The organism is Rhodoplanes sp. Z2-YC6860, from assembly GCF_001579845.1.
In the GTDB taxonomy this organism is placed as follows: domain Bacteria; phylum Pseudomonadota; class Alphaproteobacteria; order Rhizobiales; family Xanthobacteraceae; genus Z2-YC6860.
The window spans coordinates 2,749,296-2,765,245 of record NZ_CP007440.1 but is presented as its reverse complement, the minus strand read 5'-3'; the positions used below and the strand labels follow the sequence as shown (position 1 = coordinate 2,765,245).

General features: G+C 63.5%; 21 protein-coding genes. 10 read left to right on the top strand and 11 right to left on the bottom strand.

The features are described 5' to 3' along the window. Positions 1–69: 69 nt before the first annotated feature. Complete coding sequence (locus tag RHPLAN_RS12800; protein ID WP_068018209.1) at positions 70–783, bottom strand: YciI family protein; 714 nt, start codon at positions 781–783, stop codon at positions 70–72. A 170-nt stretch (positions 784–953) separates the two neighbouring features. On the opposite strand from RHPLAN_RS12800, the gene RHPLAN_RS12795 reads away from it, so the two are divergent. After that, positions 954–1,709: a hypothetical protein gene (locus RHPLAN_RS12795; protein ID WP_068018207.1), complete on the top strand. Its 756-nt coding sequence runs from the start codon at positions 954–956 to the stop codon at positions 1,707–1,709. Between the two features lie 82 nt (positions 1,710–1,791). Here the strand turns inward: RHPLAN_RS12795 and RHPLAN_RS12790 are convergent, their stop codons facing one another. Then, entirely contained in the window at positions 1,792–2,226 is a 435-nt protein-coding gene (locus RHPLAN_RS12790; protein WP_068018205.1) for a hypothetical protein, read from the bottom strand. 209 nt (positions 2,227–2,435) lie between these two features. Between RHPLAN_RS12790 and RHPLAN_RS12785 the strand changes: the two genes are divergently transcribed. Continuing rightward, positions 2,436–3,059: a flavin reductase family protein gene (locus tag RHPLAN_RS12785; protein ID WP_068018202.1), complete on the top strand. Its 624-nt coding sequence runs from the start codon at positions 2,436–2,438 to the stop codon at positions 3,057–3,059. A gap of 197 nt (positions 3,060–3,256) precedes the next feature. Here the strand turns inward: RHPLAN_RS12785 and RHPLAN_RS12780 are convergent, their stop codons facing one another. From RHPLAN_RS12780 to RHPLAN_RS12770, 3 genes are read right to left on the bottom strand one after another with little or no spacing between them, the layout of a single operon-like run. Next, positions 3,257–4,021, bottom strand: coding sequence for an SDR family oxidoreductase (locus RHPLAN_RS12780; RefSeq protein ID WP_068018195.1), 765 nt, complete (start codon positions 4,019–4,021; stop codon positions 3,257–3,259). Between the two features lie 18 nt (positions 4,022–4,039). Next, positions 4,040–4,657 carry a LysE family translocator gene (locus RHPLAN_RS12775; protein WP_068018192.1) on the bottom strand — a complete coding sequence of 206 codons (618 nt, stop codon included), beginning with the start codon at positions 4,655–4,657 and terminating at the stop codon, positions 4,040–4,042. A 9-nt stretch (positions 4,658–4,666) separates the two neighbouring features. After that, the gene (locus RHPLAN_RS12770) at positions 4,667–5,050 is read right to left on the bottom strand and encodes a hypothetical protein (protein ID WP_157100243.1); all 384 of its coding nucleotides are present in this window, start codon (positions 5,048–5,050) and stop codon (positions 4,667–4,669) included. A 95-nt stretch (positions 5,051–5,145) separates the two neighbouring features. Between RHPLAN_RS12770 and RHPLAN_RS12765 the strand changes: the two genes are divergently transcribed. From RHPLAN_RS12765 to RHPLAN_RS12755, 3 genes are read left to right on the top strand one after another with little or no spacing between them, the layout of a single operon-like run. Next, a complete protein-coding gene (locus tag RHPLAN_RS12765; protein ID WP_068018185.1) occupies positions 5,146–5,580 on the top strand; it encodes a cupin domain-containing protein in 435 nt (144 codons plus the stop codon). Between the two features lie 10 nt (positions 5,581–5,590). After that, positions 5,591–5,974: a RidA family protein gene (locus RHPLAN_RS12760; protein ID WP_068018181.1), complete on the top strand. Its 384-nt coding sequence runs from the start codon at positions 5,591–5,593 to the stop codon at positions 5,972–5,974. Beyond that, positions 5,971–6,393, top strand: coding sequence for a DoxX family protein (locus RHPLAN_RS12755; protein WP_068018178.1), 423 nt, complete (start codon positions 5,971–5,973; stop codon positions 6,391–6,393). The genes RHPLAN_RS12760 and RHPLAN_RS12755 overlap by 4 nt, the downstream gene beginning before the upstream one ends. Here RHPLAN_RS12755 and RHPLAN_RS12750 read toward each other — a convergent pair. Both RHPLAN_RS12750 and RHPLAN_RS12745 read right to left on the bottom strand, forming a co-directional pair. After that, positions 6,390–6,692, bottom strand: coding sequence for a hypothetical protein (locus RHPLAN_RS12750; protein ID WP_068018175.1), 303 nt, complete (start codon positions 6,690–6,692; stop codon positions 6,390–6,392). The two genes, RHPLAN_RS12755 and RHPLAN_RS12750, sit on opposite strands and share 4 nt — an antisense overlap. Before the next feature lie 107 nt (positions 6,693–6,799). Then, positions 6,800–7,780 (bottom strand): Bug family tripartite tricarboxylate transporter substrate binding protein, encoded by a 981-nt coding sequence (locus RHPLAN_RS12745; RefSeq protein ID WP_198164898.1) that lies wholly within the window; start codon positions 7,778–7,780, stop codon positions 6,800–6,802. A 215-nt stretch (positions 7,781–7,995) separates the two neighbouring features. Here RHPLAN_RS12745 and RHPLAN_RS12740 point away from each other — a divergent pair, with 215 nt between their 5' ends. Beyond that, entirely contained in the window at positions 7,996–8,970 is a 975-nt protein-coding gene (locus tag RHPLAN_RS12740) for a Bug family tripartite tricarboxylate transporter substrate binding protein (protein WP_084244809.1), read from the top strand. Positions 8,971–9,009: 39 nt separating this feature from the next. Here the strand turns inward: RHPLAN_RS12740 and RHPLAN_RS12735 are convergent, their stop codons facing one another. From RHPLAN_RS12735 to RHPLAN_RS12725, 3 genes are read right to left on the bottom strand one after another with little or no spacing between them, the layout of a single operon-like run. Continuing rightward, positions 9,010–10,314, bottom strand: a complete 1,305-nt coding sequence (locus RHPLAN_RS12735) for an SAM-dependent methyltransferase (RefSeq protein WP_157100242.1) — start codon at positions 10,312–10,314, stop codon at positions 9,010–9,012. After that, positions 10,230–11,006: a DUF1365 domain-containing protein gene (locus tag RHPLAN_RS12730; RefSeq protein WP_068018162.1), complete on the bottom strand. Its 777-nt coding sequence runs from the start codon at positions 11,004–11,006 to the stop codon at positions 10,230–10,232. Before RHPLAN_RS12730 ends, RHPLAN_RS12735 begins: the two co-directional genes overlap by 85 nt. Further along, positions 11,003–12,373 carry an NAD(P)/FAD-dependent oxidoreductase gene (locus RHPLAN_RS12725; protein ID WP_068018159.1) on the bottom strand — a complete coding sequence of 457 codons (1,371 nt, stop codon included), beginning with the start codon at positions 12,371–12,373 and terminating at the stop codon, positions 11,003–11,005. The genes RHPLAN_RS12730 and RHPLAN_RS12725 overlap by 4 nt, the downstream gene beginning before the upstream one ends. Before the next feature lie 137 nt (positions 12,374–12,510). Between RHPLAN_RS12725 and RHPLAN_RS12720 the strand changes: the two genes are divergently transcribed. From RHPLAN_RS12720 to RHPLAN_RS12705, 4 genes are read left to right on the top strand one after another with little or no spacing between them, the layout of a single operon-like run. Beyond that, positions 12,511–13,116: a sigma-70 family RNA polymerase sigma factor gene (locus RHPLAN_RS12720; protein ID WP_084244807.1), complete on the top strand. Its 606-nt coding sequence runs from the start codon at positions 12,511–12,513 to the stop codon at positions 13,114–13,116. After that, positions 13,113–13,748, top strand: a complete 636-nt coding sequence (locus tag RHPLAN_RS12715) for a ChrR family anti-sigma-E factor (RefSeq protein WP_068018156.1) — start codon at positions 13,113–13,115, stop codon at positions 13,746–13,748. Before RHPLAN_RS12720 ends, RHPLAN_RS12715 begins: the two co-directional genes overlap by 4 nt. Positions 13,749–13,753: 5 nt before the next feature. Next, positions 13,754–14,701 (top strand): alpha/beta hydrolase, encoded by a 948-nt coding sequence (locus RHPLAN_RS12710; RefSeq protein ID WP_068018152.1) that lies wholly within the window; start codon positions 13,754–13,756, stop codon positions 14,699–14,701. Beyond that, positions 14,698–15,507, top strand: a complete 810-nt coding sequence (locus RHPLAN_RS12705; protein ID WP_068018148.1) for a DUF1295 domain-containing protein — start codon at positions 14,698–14,700, stop codon at positions 15,505–15,507. Before RHPLAN_RS12710 ends, RHPLAN_RS12705 begins: the two co-directional genes overlap by 4 nt. Positions 15,508–15,529: 22 nt before the next feature. On the opposite strand, the gene RHPLAN_RS12700 is transcribed toward RHPLAN_RS12705, so the two are convergent. Next, positions 15,530–15,928, bottom strand: a complete 399-nt coding sequence (locus RHPLAN_RS12700) for a DUF2177 family protein (RefSeq protein ID WP_068018146.1) — start codon at positions 15,926–15,928, stop codon at positions 15,530–15,532. Between the last annotated feature and the right edge of the window lie 22 nt (positions 15,929–15,950).

Below are 15,950 nucleotides of genomic sequence, written 5' to 3'. Positions count from 1 at the left end.
TCGCGCCTCAGGATGACGGATCGGGAGTTCTCGCGCGGCTACACTAGAAATCAAGCGGTGACACGAGAATCAATCCCCGAACATCCAGCGCACGATGCGGGGGTCGCGCCCATAGCCGCCGTTCTTCGCGAACGGCTCGTTGTTCCAGAACTTGTCCGCCGCGGCGCGGTCGGGAAGCTCCAGCAGCAGCGCCGTGCCGATGTTTTCGGTGCCGTCGGCCGAGCGGATCGGGCCGCGGAAGATGAAGCTGTCGCCATAGGACGCGAAGTAAGACTCGTGGGCGTGCAGATGCTCGCGGAAGAACTCCGGCGTGCCGGTCTTGGGGCCGAAGCACAGGAACTGCTGCAGGCCCTTGCGGGGATACTCAGCCGCCCGCTTCTGGAAGCTGTTCGACCAGCGGTGGATCTCGACGCTCTGGTAGACGCCGGCCTTGCTCATCGGCTCGTTGGCGACGAACGCGTCGGCCGCGACGCGGTCGTCGAGCTGCATGAAGAACGAAGTCCCCAAAGTCTCGCGGCCGTCGTCGGACAGGAAGTGGCCGTAGCCGATGACGCGTTCGCCGAAGCTTTTGACGTAGGCCTTCTGCTCCGCCAGCAGGCCGTTGCGGGTGCCGGACGCATTCGGCATAGCCGTCCGAAGGACGGCGTCGCTTCGCTCGCCTACGTCCCAGCAGTAGATCGCCCACTGCGCGGCCTTCGTGCGGTAGTACTGCTTCAGCGACTCTCCGCTCAGCCCGTAACGCGGATCGCCCGGCAGATACCCGGCGGGTGCTTCGCTCGACATGGCGCCTCCAAAGTTACATCGATTGATCGTAACGCGGCTCCCCGGCAGCCAAAAGCCGTCACGTCTGCAGTGACAAACCTCAACCGGGCACTACCTTCGATTTAATATCGCGTGTACGCTCTTTATGCGATAGCGACATTTTTCATGGGACGATTCATGGGGGGCGATTCATGGGGACGATGATGAAGTCATTCAGCAAGCTCGCATTGCCTTTGTTTGCATTCATAGCCCTGGCCGGCTGTCAGGTGACAGAAGATGAATTGCAGGCCATCGTGAACAACAGGGGATTCAAACTCGTCGTGCCGCCGAGCAGACTCTATGCGCCGGGCTCCGTGGTGTATCTGCAAAACTACAATCCCAGAGACCGCGACCCGAAAGCGGTCCAGCTTGGGTTTCTTTGCAATCCCGAATTTTCGATCGCCGGTTACGGCAAACAGCCGATCATGAGCGGCACGTTGAATGGATTGAGCATCACCAAATTCGGCGGCGCGATTTCGGGGAGCATGCCGGTGCTCAAGCGGATTGTGGACCTCTCGCTGAATACCAAGGGCAAAATGACCGTGACGGGCAACGTGTCCGATGCGCGCATCTATGAGTTTGCCCAGGACGATCTCGAAGCCATTCGCGGTTTTCTCGGCCCGAGATGCACCAAAATCGTGAACAGGAACGTGCCGCACAACGCCTACCAGGTCGCCCAGGTTCTCGAAGCCAGCATCGAGGTCCGGGTCGAGTTCAGTGCCGACATCGACGCTTCTGCCAAACTCAAGCTGCAAAAGGAGCTCGCGAAGGCGAGCTTCAGTGTCGACGCTGACAGCTCGGCGACGCTCAAGGGCGACGCGCTGTTCTTTGGAGTGCGGCTGCTCCCCATCACCGAGCCCATCGAGAACAAGCCCGATGCGCTGATGGCGGCGGGCCGGCCCAACTGAGCGAAGACGTTCCTCGACCGGAACAGCAAAACGGGCGAGCCTTTCGGCCCGCCCGTTGCAACATCGTTCGGCTTGCGCCGGATTATTTCATCGTGATCGCAAGGCCGCTCAGGTCGGCGTTCGCCATCAGACCGACCTGATGGCCGGAGAGCTCGAGCACCGCGCCCTTCTGATTGGTGAGCACGATGCCGCGGGCGCCGCCGCCGATCGCAAGCCCCGCGCCGGCCGCGCCATAAACGCCGGCCACATCCGACGGCCGGCTGATGTTGCTGACGCGGCCGCGGAACGTGGTCTTCGAGCCGCCGAACACCAGGCCGTAGTCGATGCCGCCGACCGAGAGTCCATAGGAGCGGCCGCGGAAATTCAGCGTGCCGCCGCCGGCCGAGCCGCCGATGATCCAGCCGCCCTTGTAGACCGTGAGCGTGACGGTGCCGCTTTCGGCGCGCGCCTGGGTGAGGCCGGCGAACAGCACGATCAGTGCGGCGAGAACGCTGCGGAAGAACGTTGGACTTCGCATGGGTTTCTGTCTCCTTGAGCTTTCTGTTTGTCGGGAAAAACGCCGGTCCGGGCGGTTCGCGCCCCTGAAACGAATCGAGGCAGGGAGCGTCCCACGACGGCGCGTCCAATGCCAGCCCGGAACCGCCGCGTCGGAGCAGCGACTTCGCTGCACCGCATTCCGCATTCCCGCGGGAACAGCTAGGCTCGCGACAGTGGGAGGTGCGATCCATGCCGGATTATCTGGAATACGATCCCGTCACGACCGACAAGCGCCAGATCTATCGCCTCCTCACCGGCGCGGTGGTGCCGCGGCCGATCGGCTGGGCCTCGACGGTGAACGACGACGGCGTCGCAAACCTCGCGCCGTTCTCTTTTTTCACGGTGGTCTGCGTCATCCCGCCGATGATCTCGCTGACCGTTGCGCGCAATCCCGACGGCAGCGAGAAGCACACGCTGAAGAACGTGCGGCGGAACGGCGAATTCTGCTTCAACGTGGTGACGCAGCCGGTGTGGAAGGAGATGGTTGATTCAGCCAACGCCATTCCGGAACAGGATTCCGAATTCGAGAAGACCGGCCTGACGCCGATCCCCTGCGTCAAGATCAAGCCGCCGCGCGTCAAGGAGGTGCCGATCCATTTCGAATGCACGCTGCATCAGGTGATCGAGCTCGGCCCCAACCGGCACCCGCTGGTGATCGGCGAGGTGGTGTATATGCACGTCGATCCGGCCTGCATGACCGGCGGCTACATCGACATGAAGAAGCTCGATCCGATCGGACGGCTGAATGGATTCCAGTACGTCACGCTGGGCGAGATTTTCAACCGCAAGTTCGAAGACGGGCAAGCGCGGTAGATCAATATCTACTGCAACACCGGCAGTACTCTTCACCCTCCCCTGGAGGGGGAGGGTCGACCGCCGTAGCGAAGCGTAGGCGGACGGGGTGGGGTGACTCTTTCTCAGAAAGAAGTTCACCCCACCCCGCTCGCTTCGCGAGCGACCCTCCCCCTCCAGGGGAGGGTGACAGTGCCGTGTTGCGCCACCGACTCGAACTACCCCCTGCCAATAAAGCTCTTCATCGTGTTCGGCAGGATCGTCGCCTCGTAGAGGTTCACCTCGCCCGGCAGCGCCGCCATCAGCACTGCGACCCTCGCCACGTCCTCGGCGGCCATGATGTAATCGTCGCCGGGCTTGTCGCCGTAGCCCGACTTGGTGCGGCCGCGCCGGGTCGAGAATGACGACAGCGTCGCGCCCGGATGGATGATCGACGACACGATGTTGTGCTTGCGCCCGTCCATCGTGAGCTGATGCGTCATGCCCTGCAGGCCGAACTTGGTCACCGTGTAGGGCAGCGAATCCGCCCGCGGCGTCTTCGCCGAAACGCTGCCGATGTTGATGATCCGCCCACCCTGCGGCTGCTGCGCCTTCATGATGCGGATCGCCTCGCGGGCGCAGAGGAACGGCGCCGTGATGTTGATGGCGAGCGCCTCGTTCCAGTAGTCGAGCGTGATGTCCTCGGTGTTCTTGTGGGTCGCGATGCCGGCGTTGTTCACCAGCACGTCGAGACGGCCGAAGGTGTCGACCGTCTTCCTGAACAGCGCGGTGATCGCGTCCTCTTTGGTGAGGTCGGCCGGCAGCGCCAGCGCCTCGCCGCCCTTGGCCTTGATCCCGGCCGCGACCTCGTTGAGCAAATCGGCGCTGCGCGCCACCAGCACGGTCCTGGCGCCTTCGGCACCAAACAGCTCGGCGATGCCGCGGCCGATGCCGTTGCTGGCGCCGGTGACGATCGCGATTTTTCCCTGCAGTTGCCCGGCCATGCTTATCCTCCCGTTGTCTTATTGCTCGGCGAAGGCGAGCTTCAGACCGAGCGCCACGAACGCCGCCGCAAACGTGCGCCGCATCCAGGTGAGCACGCGCGGCCGCGAGATCACATGCTCGCGGACCTTCGCGGCGAACAGTCCGTAGCCGACGAAAACGACGAACGTCAGCAGCATGAACACGATGCTGAGCATCAGCATATGCGCGAGCGGATGCGCCTCGTCGCCCTTCACGAACTGCGGCAGGAACGCGAAGAAGAAGATCGAGAGCTTCGGATTGAGGATGTTGATCAGGATGCCTTCGATGGTGACCGCGAGCGCCGAACGCTTGCCGATCCCCTCGCCCGCCTCGACCCGCAAAGCGCCCTTCTCGCGCAGCGCGCTCCAGGCCATGTAGAGCAGATAGGCCACGCCGAGCCATTTCAGCGTTTGGAACGCGAGCGCGCTCGTGTGCAGCAGCGCAGCCAGGCCCAGCACCGCAGCCGCCATGTGCGGCACGATGCCGAGCGTGCAGCCGAACGCCGCGACCACGCTGGCGCGTGCGCCGCGCGAGAGGCCGGCGGCGAGCGTGTAGAGCACGCCGGTGCCGGGCGACACGATGACGATCAGCGACGTGATGAGGAATTCGAGGCTCATGACGGCGCGTCAGTCCACCTGGTAGTCGAGCACGTCGCCGTCCGGCACGTTGATGCCGGCGTCCTGGTCCATGTCGTGGACGATCATGTTCTCAGGCGCGATGCTGTTCGGGCTGACATTGTCCGGCTGCGGCAGGCCTCTACGCATGTCCTTGAACGACTGCAGCGCGCCCGGCCCGCCGACGAACACGCACTGGCAGGTGTCGGGATCGGCCCAGAGATAGTAGCGGCCGCGCTTGCCGGTGCGGCTGACGAACTGGCGCGGCGGAATGAGACGGAGCCGCGCGAGCTTTTCCGGCGTATCGGCGCGGCGCATGACGAAGCCCGCATCCTCGAGCCGCATGTCGCTCGCGAGTTGCGCGCCGGCCGGCATGGCCGTCCCAATGGCTGCCATAAAAGCTGCAGAGAGAATTAATCGATGCATGAGATGGTGCCGCCCTGACTACCGCCGACAACACCATAGCCGATTTCGGAAACTGAAAGGCTCCCATGAAAACGCAACGCCGTGCCGCCATCGCCGCCTTGGTTGCTTTCGGCTTAACCGGGAACGCCGCGCCCACCGTGGCGGACGACCACGGCTATCCGGCCGCGACCCTGCTTTCGACCGGCACCAGCATCGTCGGCGAGCCGATCGCGTATCCGTCGGGCGCGCCGGCGCACGTCACGGCATCGATCATCAACATTCCGCCGGGCCAGCGCACCGTCGCGCACCGGCACGGCGTGCCGCTGTTCGCCTACATGCTGCAGGGCGAGCTGACGGTGGACTATGGCGACAAGGGCCAGCGCGTCTATCGCGCCGGCGAGGCCTTCATGGAGGCGATGGACGTGGAGCACTATGGCACCAACACCGGCAGCGAGCCGGCGCGGATTCTCGCGGTCTATATCGGCGCCGACGGCGCGAAAAACGTCATCCCGGTTCAGTGAGGCTTTCACCATGCCCAAACGCGCGATCTATTCCGACAAGGTGTTCCGCGGCGCGCTGCCGTTTGCGCCGGCGACGGTCGCGGGCGGCTTCATGTTCGTGTGCTGCGTCGGCCTCGACCGCTCCGGCAAATACGCGGTGGGCGACGTCCGCCAGCAGACCCAGCAGTGCCTCGACAACATCCGCGCACTGATCGAGGAGGCCGGCGGCACCATGCGCGACATCGTCAAATGCACGGTCTACGTCACCGAGCGCGCCAACTGGCAGCCGATGAACGAGGTGTACTTCTCGAATTTCATCGAAGACCCGCCGCACCGGGTCTCGTGCATCGTGGCGGGGCTCGGCAGCCCCGAATGCCTCGTCGAGATCGACGCGACGGCGTATCTCGGCGAATGACGGAACGCATCCGCACCGTCATGCGCTGGACGATGGCCGCGTTCTATATCGTGGCCGGCGCGGGCCATCTGCTGCGGCCCGATGCGTTCCTGCCGATCGTGCCGGACTGGGTGCCCTTCCCGCGCGAGATGATCCTCGCAACCGGCGTGTGCGAACTCGCCGGAGCGGTAGCACTTCTCACGGTCCGGCTGCGCACGCTCGCGGGCGTCATGCTGGCGCTCTACGCGCTGTGCGTCTGGCCCGCCAACATCAAGCATGCGATCGAGGGCGTTCACCTGCCGCCGATCCCGGACAGCTGGTGGTATCACGGACCGCGGCTCGCGTTTCAGCCGGTGCTGATCTGGTGGGCGCTGTTCTGCGCGGGGGTGATCGACTGGCCGCGCGGGCGTGCAGCGCCGCGCGACCGGAAATCCCTTTAATAGTTATGGCCGCTGTTCTGCTGGTTCTTGATCCAGTCCGAAAGCTTGCCGGGATCTGCCTTTTTGGACTTCGCGGATTTTCCCCCAGATTTGGATGTGGAGGATTTGGCCTTGACGGCCTTCGGCGCAGCCTGCGGCATCGCCGCGTCACGCGCCAAGCGCAGCGCCCGCAGCTTTTCGGTCTTGGCGCGCACCGCCTCCGCATTGGCCTCGTACTCGGCCATGGCCTTTTTGCCGTCCGCTTCCCGTTTTGCCTTCAGGGCCTGGGCTTCGGTCGGGTTTTTGGGGGCAGTCGCCATATCGTCTCCTATGCGTTGCCCGTCATATGGGGATAAATGGCCGATTTTGCAAACGAAACGGCCGCAGCCGAGGGGCTGCGGCGCTTCGATGTTCCGAAAACCGCGACTCAGTTGATCTGGATTTTGAGCTCCTTCACCAGGCGGGCGTACTTCGCCGAGTCCGCCTGGGCGAGCTTGCCGAACTCCTCCGGCGTTCCGCCGATCACCTCGACCACGCCCTTGAGGAAGGTCTCGCGCAGCTTGTCGTCCTTCAGCGCGTGGTTCATGTGGCTGTTGAGCTGGAGAACGAGTTCCCGAGGCGTGCCGTGCGGCACGAAAGCGCCGTACCAGGCGTCGAGCACCACCGGATATCCGGATTCATCGAGCGTGGGGATCTCCGGCAGGATCGGCGAACGCTTCGAGCCGGTGTGGGCGAGAAGCTTGAGCACGCCGGCCTTGTAGTGCTGGACGAGCGCCGTCGGGCCGAGGAACGCGATCTTCACATGCGTCGCGATCAGATCGTTGATCGCCTGCCCGGCGCCGCGATAGGGCACATGCTCGAGCTTGATGCCTGCCTCCTTGGCAAACCATGCGCCGGCCACATGCTGGTTGGAACCGACGCCCGACGACGCGAAGCCCAGCCCCGGATTGGCCTTGGCGTATTCGACCAGCTCCTTCACGGTGCTGATGCCAAGCGTCTCGTGCGCGGCCAGGAACTGCGACTGGCGGCCGAGATAGCAGACCGGCAAAAGCTCCTTCGTGTAGTCGTAGGACAGGTTCGCGATGTGCGGCGCGCTCGCGGCGTTGTCGTTGGTGATCAGCACGGTGTAGCCGTCCGGATCGCTCTTCATCGCGGCGTCCATGCCGATCACGCCGCCGGCGCCGGTGCGGTTCTCCACCACGACCTGCTGGCCGATGGTTGCCGACATGCGCTCGCCGACCGCGCGCGCGATGAAGTCGATGGCGCCGCCGGCCGCGAGCGGCACGATGAAGCGGACCGGCCTGTTCGGATAGGCCGCCTGCGCCCGCACCGCCGGCGCGCTGATGAGCCCGCTGCCCAGCGCACCCGCTGCGGCGGCACGCTTGATGAACGTTCTGCGCCCAATCATCGGCATTCCACTCCCGGATTCGTTTTCTGGTTGTGCGGGACTGTATCACGCGTTCGAAGGAGGGAAAGCCGCGGCCCGTGCTGCGTCGCGTCAGACCCGGTGCCACTTTCGTCGCAGGGCCGCGACGCGCCGCCACATATTCCCCCTCCCGGTTCCGCCCTTTAGGATGAGGACAACGGCGCTCTCAAAAACCATATCGCCGGCCGGGAGGAACCATGAGGCTTCGAACGATCACGATGGCGGCTGCGTGCGTGTTGGCGGCCGGGCTCGCAAAGCCCGCCGCGGCGCAGGACTATCCGAACCAGTCCATCAAGATGATCATCTCGTTCGGCGCCGGCGGCGGCTCCGACATCGTCGGCCGCATCATCGCGCAGCGCATGCAGGAGAAACTCGGCCAGCCGGTGGTGGTCGAGAACCGGCCCGGCGCCGGCGGCCTCCTCGGCAACGAGGCCGTGGCGAGCGCGCCGAAGGACGGCTACACGCTCGGTGTGCAGACCGCGGGCCAGATCATCACCCCGGTGATGACCAAGGTGGTCCGCTTCCAGCCGGTCGATTCGTTCGAGTGGATCGGCGAGATCGCGGTGGCGGGCCTGCTGGTCGTGGTGCGGCCGGACTATCCCTACAAGGACATCAAGTCGCTGGTTGCGGCCGCAAAGGCTGAGCCGGGCAAGATCGTGTTCGGCAGTCCCGGCTTTGGCGCGACCCAGCATCTGGCGGCCGAACTGTTCAAGCAGGTTGCGGGCGTCAACATGCTGCACGTGCCCTACCGCACCACGCCGGAGGCGACCACGGCGCTGCTCTCGAAGAACACCGACGTGCTGTTCGACACCGTGACGGCGCTGCTCGGCCAGGTGCAATCCGGCCAGTTGCGTGCGCTGGCGGTGACCAGCAAGGATCGCGATCCGGCGGCGCCCGACGTTCCGACCGTGGTGGAGTCGGGCGTGGTGCCGAACTACGACGTCACCACCTGGTACGGCCTCTACGGACCGAAGGGCATGCCGAAGCCGGTGGTCGCAAAGCTCAACAAGGTGTTGAACGAAATTCTCGCAGAGCCCGAGACGAAGTCCCGCCTGACCAAGACCGGCGTGATCGTGAAGGGCTCGACGCCGGAAGCGTGGGCCGAGTTCGTGGCCGCCGAATACAAGAAGTGGAGCGCGGTGCGCGAGAAGGCCGGGCTGGAGCAGCGCTGACAGCCGTAGAATCCTGCCACCCTGCGAGGCATGTCGGCCTTATGAGGGACGGAATTTGAAAAGACCGACGCTGATCGCGCCGGTGTCGAATCCGGCCTCGCAATAAGCGAGGTAGTACTCCCACATCCTTCTGAAGCGCTCGTCGAATCCAAGAGCCTCGATGCCGTGCCAGGCAGAGAGAAAGCGCTGGCGCCATTCGAGCAGCGTCGTCGCATAGCTCGGGCCGAAATCCTGGTGCAATTCGAGACGCAGGCCTACGCGCTCGGCCTGTTCGCGGATGACCTGCGCCGTCGGCAGCATTCCGCCGGGGAAAATGAACTGCTGGATGAAGTCGGGACGCCGGCGATACTCTTCGAAAACACCGTCGGCAATGGTGATGACCTGCAGCACGGCCACACCGTCCGAGGTGAGCGAGTCGCGCAACTTTTGGAAATAGACAGGCCAATATCGCTCTCCCACGGCCTCCAGCATTTCGACCGAGACGATGCGGTCGTACCGTCCTGGGACGTCGCGATAGTCCGCAAGCTGGAAATCCACGCGAGTCCCGGAGCCGGCAAGGGACGAACGCGCATGCTGGAGTTGCTCGACGGACAGCGTGATGCCGGTCACCGAACAGTCTCGCTTCGCCGCGAGATGCTTCGCCAACCCGCCCCAACCGCAGCCGATTTCCAGCACGTTGTGGCCGTTCTGGAGTTCGAGCAGAGCGGCAATCCGCTCAAGCTTGGCCTCCTGCGCGCTCTCCAGCGACTGGCCGCCCGCAGTGTAAAGCGCCGACGAATAGCTCATCGTCCGATCAAGCCAAGGCTTATAGAATTCGTTTCCCAGGTCGTAATGCGCGGCAATGTTTCGCCGGCTTCCGCGACGGGTGTTGCGTTTCAAGCGGTGCCGGACCCGACTGCAAAGAACGCTCAGCTTCGAGCTTGAAAGTGCGCGCGACAGTGTTGACGCATTCGCGGCCCCGAACATGAGCAGAGCCTTGAGATCGGAGGTGCTGCAATCGCCGTCCAAATACGCGCGGGCCAGCCCGACATCGCCGTCGCTGAAAAGCCGCCACAGTGCGCGCCACCGATGCAAGGACAACTCTGCGGCCGGGCCGGCCTCGCGGCCTTGATGGCGGATGATGCCGCCGTCGGGAAAGGCGATGGACAGCGAGCCCGCGCCAGCGGCTTTCAGCCGGGCTGCCATTAACTGGCGGGCAATGGACCACAGCGGCAGGCGCGATGACGGAGCTAGTGCACTCGCCGAGGCTTCGAGAGAGGTCATTGTCGCCTGCCGGAGTTGACTATTGTGACGGGAAGGTCCGGCCGCGGCGGTCGTGTTTTCAAAGCGAAGCCCTTGAGCCACATTTTCAAGGCATGCCAGAGGATGGCCGCAGTCACCTTGATCGTCATCAGAGGGACACCAACCAGCAGGCGGGCGAGCGTCCAGTCGGTCAAAGCCGCCCGACGTCCTGTCAGGGCAGCCACGATGACAGGGCCGTGCTGGTCGCAGGCTGTGATCGCAACTGAAATCGCGGCATCGGCAAGCGCAACGCGAAAATCATAATGCAGCGCCATGTCCATGAATGGCGAGACATAGAAGGCCTTGTCGCAGCTTTGACGGATCACCGGATCGGCGTCCTGCACCGGCAGCAGATAGCTGTGGCGCTCGCCAAAGGTGTTGCGGACTTCGTAGAGGACGGCGGCAAGATCGCCGTTGGCGCGCCGGCAGAAATAGATGCTCAAAGGATTGAAGCCATAGCCGAAGATTCTCGGCATGCAGAACAGATGGATCGATCCGTTGTCCAGCGCGATGCCGGCCGCCGCGAGATAGCGCTCCACTTGTGCACGCAAGGGCTCCGCGCTCTGCTCGCCGTGGTCGCCGTCGAAGAAGCTGACGGCGTTGAAGCGGTTGCGGGAGAAAAGCCGGAGTTTCCGGTCGGCCACGTCGATCTCGTCAAGATCCATCAACATCCAGAACACTGTGTGACGCAGCCGGTGCCGCTTCGGCTTGAGCCTGCGGTGCATCACCGACCCGACATAAAGCGCCGAGCTCATGCCGCGCGATCCGTCGGCGTTGCGCCCGGCACCGCAGCGCGCTTACAAAGAAAAATCCGCCCGGACTCATCTTCAACCTCCCAGGGCCTGCGGACGCCGCCCAGCGCTTCGGCGACAGCAAGACCGGATTGGAGTCCGTCCTCGTGGAACCCGGAGCCGAAATAGGAGCCGCAGAACCACGTGTTGCGTTGTCCCTGGATCGACCACAGCCTTTTCTGCGCAGCCAAAGCAGCCACGCCGAAAATCGGATGCTGGTAGCGTTCGAGCCGGAGGACGTGCTGCGGCGCCGGCGGCCGATACGGATTGAGTGTGACGAACAGCGATTGGTCAGTGCCGAGGTTCTGCAGCCGGTTCATCCAGTACGTGACGGTGCATGAGCTTTTCTCGTCATCGCTTCTGGCAGGACCGATGTAGTTCCAGCTCGACCACGCTGCCTTCCGCCCAGGCATGAGCGACGGGTCTGAATGCAAGACGGCGGTGTTGTCGCTATAGGCAAACGCACCCAGCAATTCCCGCTCCTCAGGGGATGGCTCGTGCAGCAGCGCCAGCGCGTCATCGGCATGAAGCGCCACGACGGCGTGATCGAATCGTTCGGCGCGGCCCGCGCTGTCGCGAATTTCCACCGCATGCTCACTGCGCCAGATGGCTGCGACGCCGACGCCGTGTTTGATGCGCTCGGCGAACGGAGCGGAAAGCCGCCGCACGTAGTTGCGGCTCCCACCCGATACCGTTCGCCACTCCGGGCAGTCGCTGATCTGAAGCAAGCCGTGATTGTCGTAAAACCTGATGAAGGACGCCGCGGGGTACTGCATCATGGTTTCCGGCGAAGCCGACCAGATGGCAGCCGCCATCGGCAGAAGATGATCGTCGCGGAAGGCTTCGCCATAGCCGCGGCTGTTGAGATATTCGCCCAGCGTCGCTTGTGAATCGTTCAGCAACACGAGATCGCGCGGCGCCTGGCGATAGAATTTCCTGAGGTCTGAAAGCATCGACCAGAACCGCGGACTGACAAGATTGCGCTTTTGCGCGAACAGCCCGGCGAGATCAGTGCCCGCGTATTCCAGCCGCCCCCAGTCCAGCGACACGGCAAAAGACATGTTGGAGCGTTCTGTAGCCACGCCAAGATGCCGAAACATCGCCGTCAGATTGGGATAGGCAGGCTCATTATAGACGATGAACCCGGTGTCGACGGCGATGGTCTCTGTCGGTGTCGTGACGTCGACGGTGTTGGAATGTCCGCCGATACGGCCATCCCGTTCAAAAACCGTGATGTCGTGAGCACGATGTAGCAGCCACGCTGCCGAAAGCCCGGAAATTCCGGTACCGACGACGGCGATCTTGAGACGGCGCGGATGACGCTCTGTCACGCGAGTTCCTTGGACACGGACGGTTTTGCTGACTGGAGATACGAGCGACCGCCCGGGTTGGATCAATCGGGCGTGATCCAGATCGACAATTTGCTCGTATCAGGGGCATGCATGCCTCGGCACAGTCAGATAGAAGGATGGGTGGTGGCCGCACCTGGCATGGCGGCATCAACGGTAAGAGCCCGATATTGCAACCGGACGTACGCGAGCCAGCCGATTGGGTGCGGGCCATCGCTCGCGATGCTGACAAGGAAGCCTTCACGAGGCTCTTTGAATTCTACGCCCCCCGGGTCAAGGCCTTCCTGATCAGGTTGGGATCGGATGCCGGTCTCGCCGAAGAGATGGCCCAGGAGACGCTGTTGTTGGTTTGGCGCAAGGCGGCCATGTTCGATCCAACCAAAGCCGGTGTCGGAACCTGGATATTCACGATCGCCCGCAATCTTCGCATTGACCGGGCTCGCCGGGGCAGCGGCGTCAGCGTGGAAGCGATCTACGACGTGTTGACGTCGGAGGCGCCTGTGCCGCCGGACGAAACGCTGCTCGCTGACGAGCGCGATGAGCGGGTCCGAAGCGCACTTCAGGACCTGCCAAGCGACCAGGTCAGCGTGGTTCGCATGTCATTTTTCGAGAACAAGCCGCACGCGGAGATTGCCACTGCGCTGGGCTTGCCGCTCGGCACAGTCAAGTCGCGGCTGCGATTGGCAATGAAGCGGCTGCGGGAGCGGCTCGAGGAACGGTCATGACTATCGTGCATCATCCGTCTGACGAGACGCTGGCAGCGTGTGCCGCGGGAGGCCTCGACGAAGGCAAGCTCATGGCCGTTGCGACCCATCTCCTGACTTGTCCCGCTTGCCGGAAGGCTGTGGGCACGTTTGAAAGCGTCGGCGGCACAATGCTGGACGACATCCAGCCGGCCGCGATGACGCCAGGCGCACTGCAACGCGCGCTGGCGGCCGTCGCTTCGGAGCAACCGCAGCAAAAACCGGACCGCGGTGCTGCGGCTCCCGGCGTTCCGGGCACGCTTGCGTCTTATGGACTTGGACCCTGGCGCTGGATCGGGCCCGGCATCCATCGGCGTGACGTTCACACCAAGGGCGCCGGCGGCACCCGAGTTTTCATGCTGAAGGCTGCGCCCGGCACCACGCTGCCGCATCACAAGCACACAGGCACGGAGTGGACCTGCATCATTCAAGGCGCCTTCCGGCACGAAGGTGGCCGTTATGCCGAGGGTGATTTTGATGAAGCCGATGAGGACATCGAGCACACGCCGGTGATCGAAGATGGAGCCGAGTGCATCTGCCTTGTCGCCTTGCAAGGAGAGCTTCGGTTCCAGGGCTGGATCGGCCGAATGCTGCAGCCCTTCGTGAGAATCTAACAGCAATGGCGGAAAGCGAAACGCGCCGGCGATTGCGGTGGCCCTGGCTTTTGCCGGCCGGCGTGGTCGGCCTGCTCGCCGCGTCGGTTTTCAGCCCGGCGCTCGTTCCTAATCTTTTGGCAAAATTGCAGAGCTACGATCGCGTCACGAACATCGCTTACGCGCAGGGCGAGCGGCATCGCCTCGATGTCTATCGGGCGCACGGAATGACGGCACGGCCGGTGCTGGTTTTCTTCTATGGCGGAAGCTGGCAGGCCGGGTCCAAGGACATGTACGCGTTTCTCGCCTCCACGCTGGCCGCACGGGGCTATGTCGTGATTGTCCCGGATTACCGGGTTTACCCCGAGGTCAAGTTTCCGGTGTTCCTTGAGGACGGAGCGGAGGCCGTTCGATGGACGCGTGACAACGCGACCGCGTTTGGCGGTGATCCCTCGCGAATCTTCATCATGGGTCATTCGGCCGGGGCGCATATCGCGGCGATGCTCGCGCTCGACGACGAATGGCTGCGGGGCGTTGGTCTCAGCCCGTCGCGCGATATATCCGGCCTGATCGGGGTGTCCGGCCCCTATGACTTCCTGCCGCTCAAGGACGACAACCTGAAGGTGATCTTCGGCGGCGACAATCGCGCGCAGACGCAACCCATCACCTTTGCCAAGGACGCAAGTTCCACTGCCAAAGGCGACAAGCCAGCCGCGCTGCTGCTCACCGGGTCCGCGGACACGACGGTCAGCCCTCGCAATTCGGAGAAGCTCGCCGCAGCTCTTCGCGCGAACGGCAATGTGGCGACCGAAGTTGTCTATCCCAAGCTTGGCCACATCTCGATCCTGCTGGCCTTTGCACCATTCGTGTCACGATTTTTTCCGGCGTTGGACGAGATCGACGCTTTTGTCGGCGGTGCGAAATCTTCGCCCGCGAGCGCCGCCCGTCCGACGGCAGCGGTCGTGCGGCAATGACCGCGCTCGCCCTTATCATCGGCCTGATCGCCATAGCGGCATCGCTGTCGCTGATCATGTCGCTTGCCTGGGCGGTCGAACAGCGCACCGGCAATTCCGGATGGATCGACACCGTCTGGACATTTGGGCTGGGTGGGACGGGCGTTGCGAGCGCGTTGCTGTCCCTGCCGGGCGAGACATTCATTGCGCCGCGGCAATGGCTGGTCGCCGCCATGACCTTTGCCTGGGCCCTCCGTCTCGGAGCGCATATCGCGCGGAGATCGGCCAGCCGGGCAGACGATCCGCGCTACGCAAAGCTCCGCAACCAATGGGGCGATCGCGCGTCATGGCAGATGTGGATCCTGCTTCAGAAGCAAGCGGTGGTGACCGTTCCCATGGCCTTGTCCGTTTGGCTCGCCGCGCACAACCCTGTGCCGGGTCTGCGGGCGCAGGACCTTGCCGGACTGCTGATTGTTGTAATCGCGATCGCCGGTGAAACCTTGGCGGATTCGCAACTGCGGGCCTTCACGCGAAACCAGGAAAACCGTGGTGCGGTTTGCGATGTCGGGCTGTGGCGGTGGTCCAGGCATCCCAACTATTTCTTCGAATGGCTGGCCTGGCTGGCTTATCCGGTCATCGCCGTGGAGTTGAGCGGAAGCTATCCGGCGGGCTGGCTCGCTTTGGCTGCACCCGCATGCATGTATTGGCTGCTGGTCTATGTTTCCGGAATTCCACCGCTTGAAGAACACATGATGGAAACGCGCGGACAAGCCTTCCGGGATTATCAGGCGCGAACCAATGTTTTCTTTCCGGGGCCGGCACGCTGAAAGGCGAGTTTTCGAATCCCGGTCAAAGCAGGCGCCGCAATGCCAGTGTCGTCAACGCAGCCGCGAACGCGCTTGCGAAACCGCCATACACCATGTCGAGGATCGTGATCTGAAAGGTCCAGTTTCGCAGGGTCGCGAAATTCGTCAGGTCGTATGTGGCATAAGCGAGCACGCCAAATAGGAATCCGTAGCCGATCGCCGTCGCGATAGAGTTCGCATTGACGGCCGGATTGACCGCGAACGCCACGATGCCGATCGGAAAGATCAGATAGAACGCGGCAGCCGGCGCCAGGCGCAAATCAGGCAGCAGAATATCGCCAAGCGTCGGTCGGTAGAGCGCCGGGCCCATAATGCTGAGCCATGACAAATCCACGACCGTAAAAACCAGGAACGTCACGAGATACGAAACGACAAGCCGCATGCTGCCTCCTGAGAGACATTGA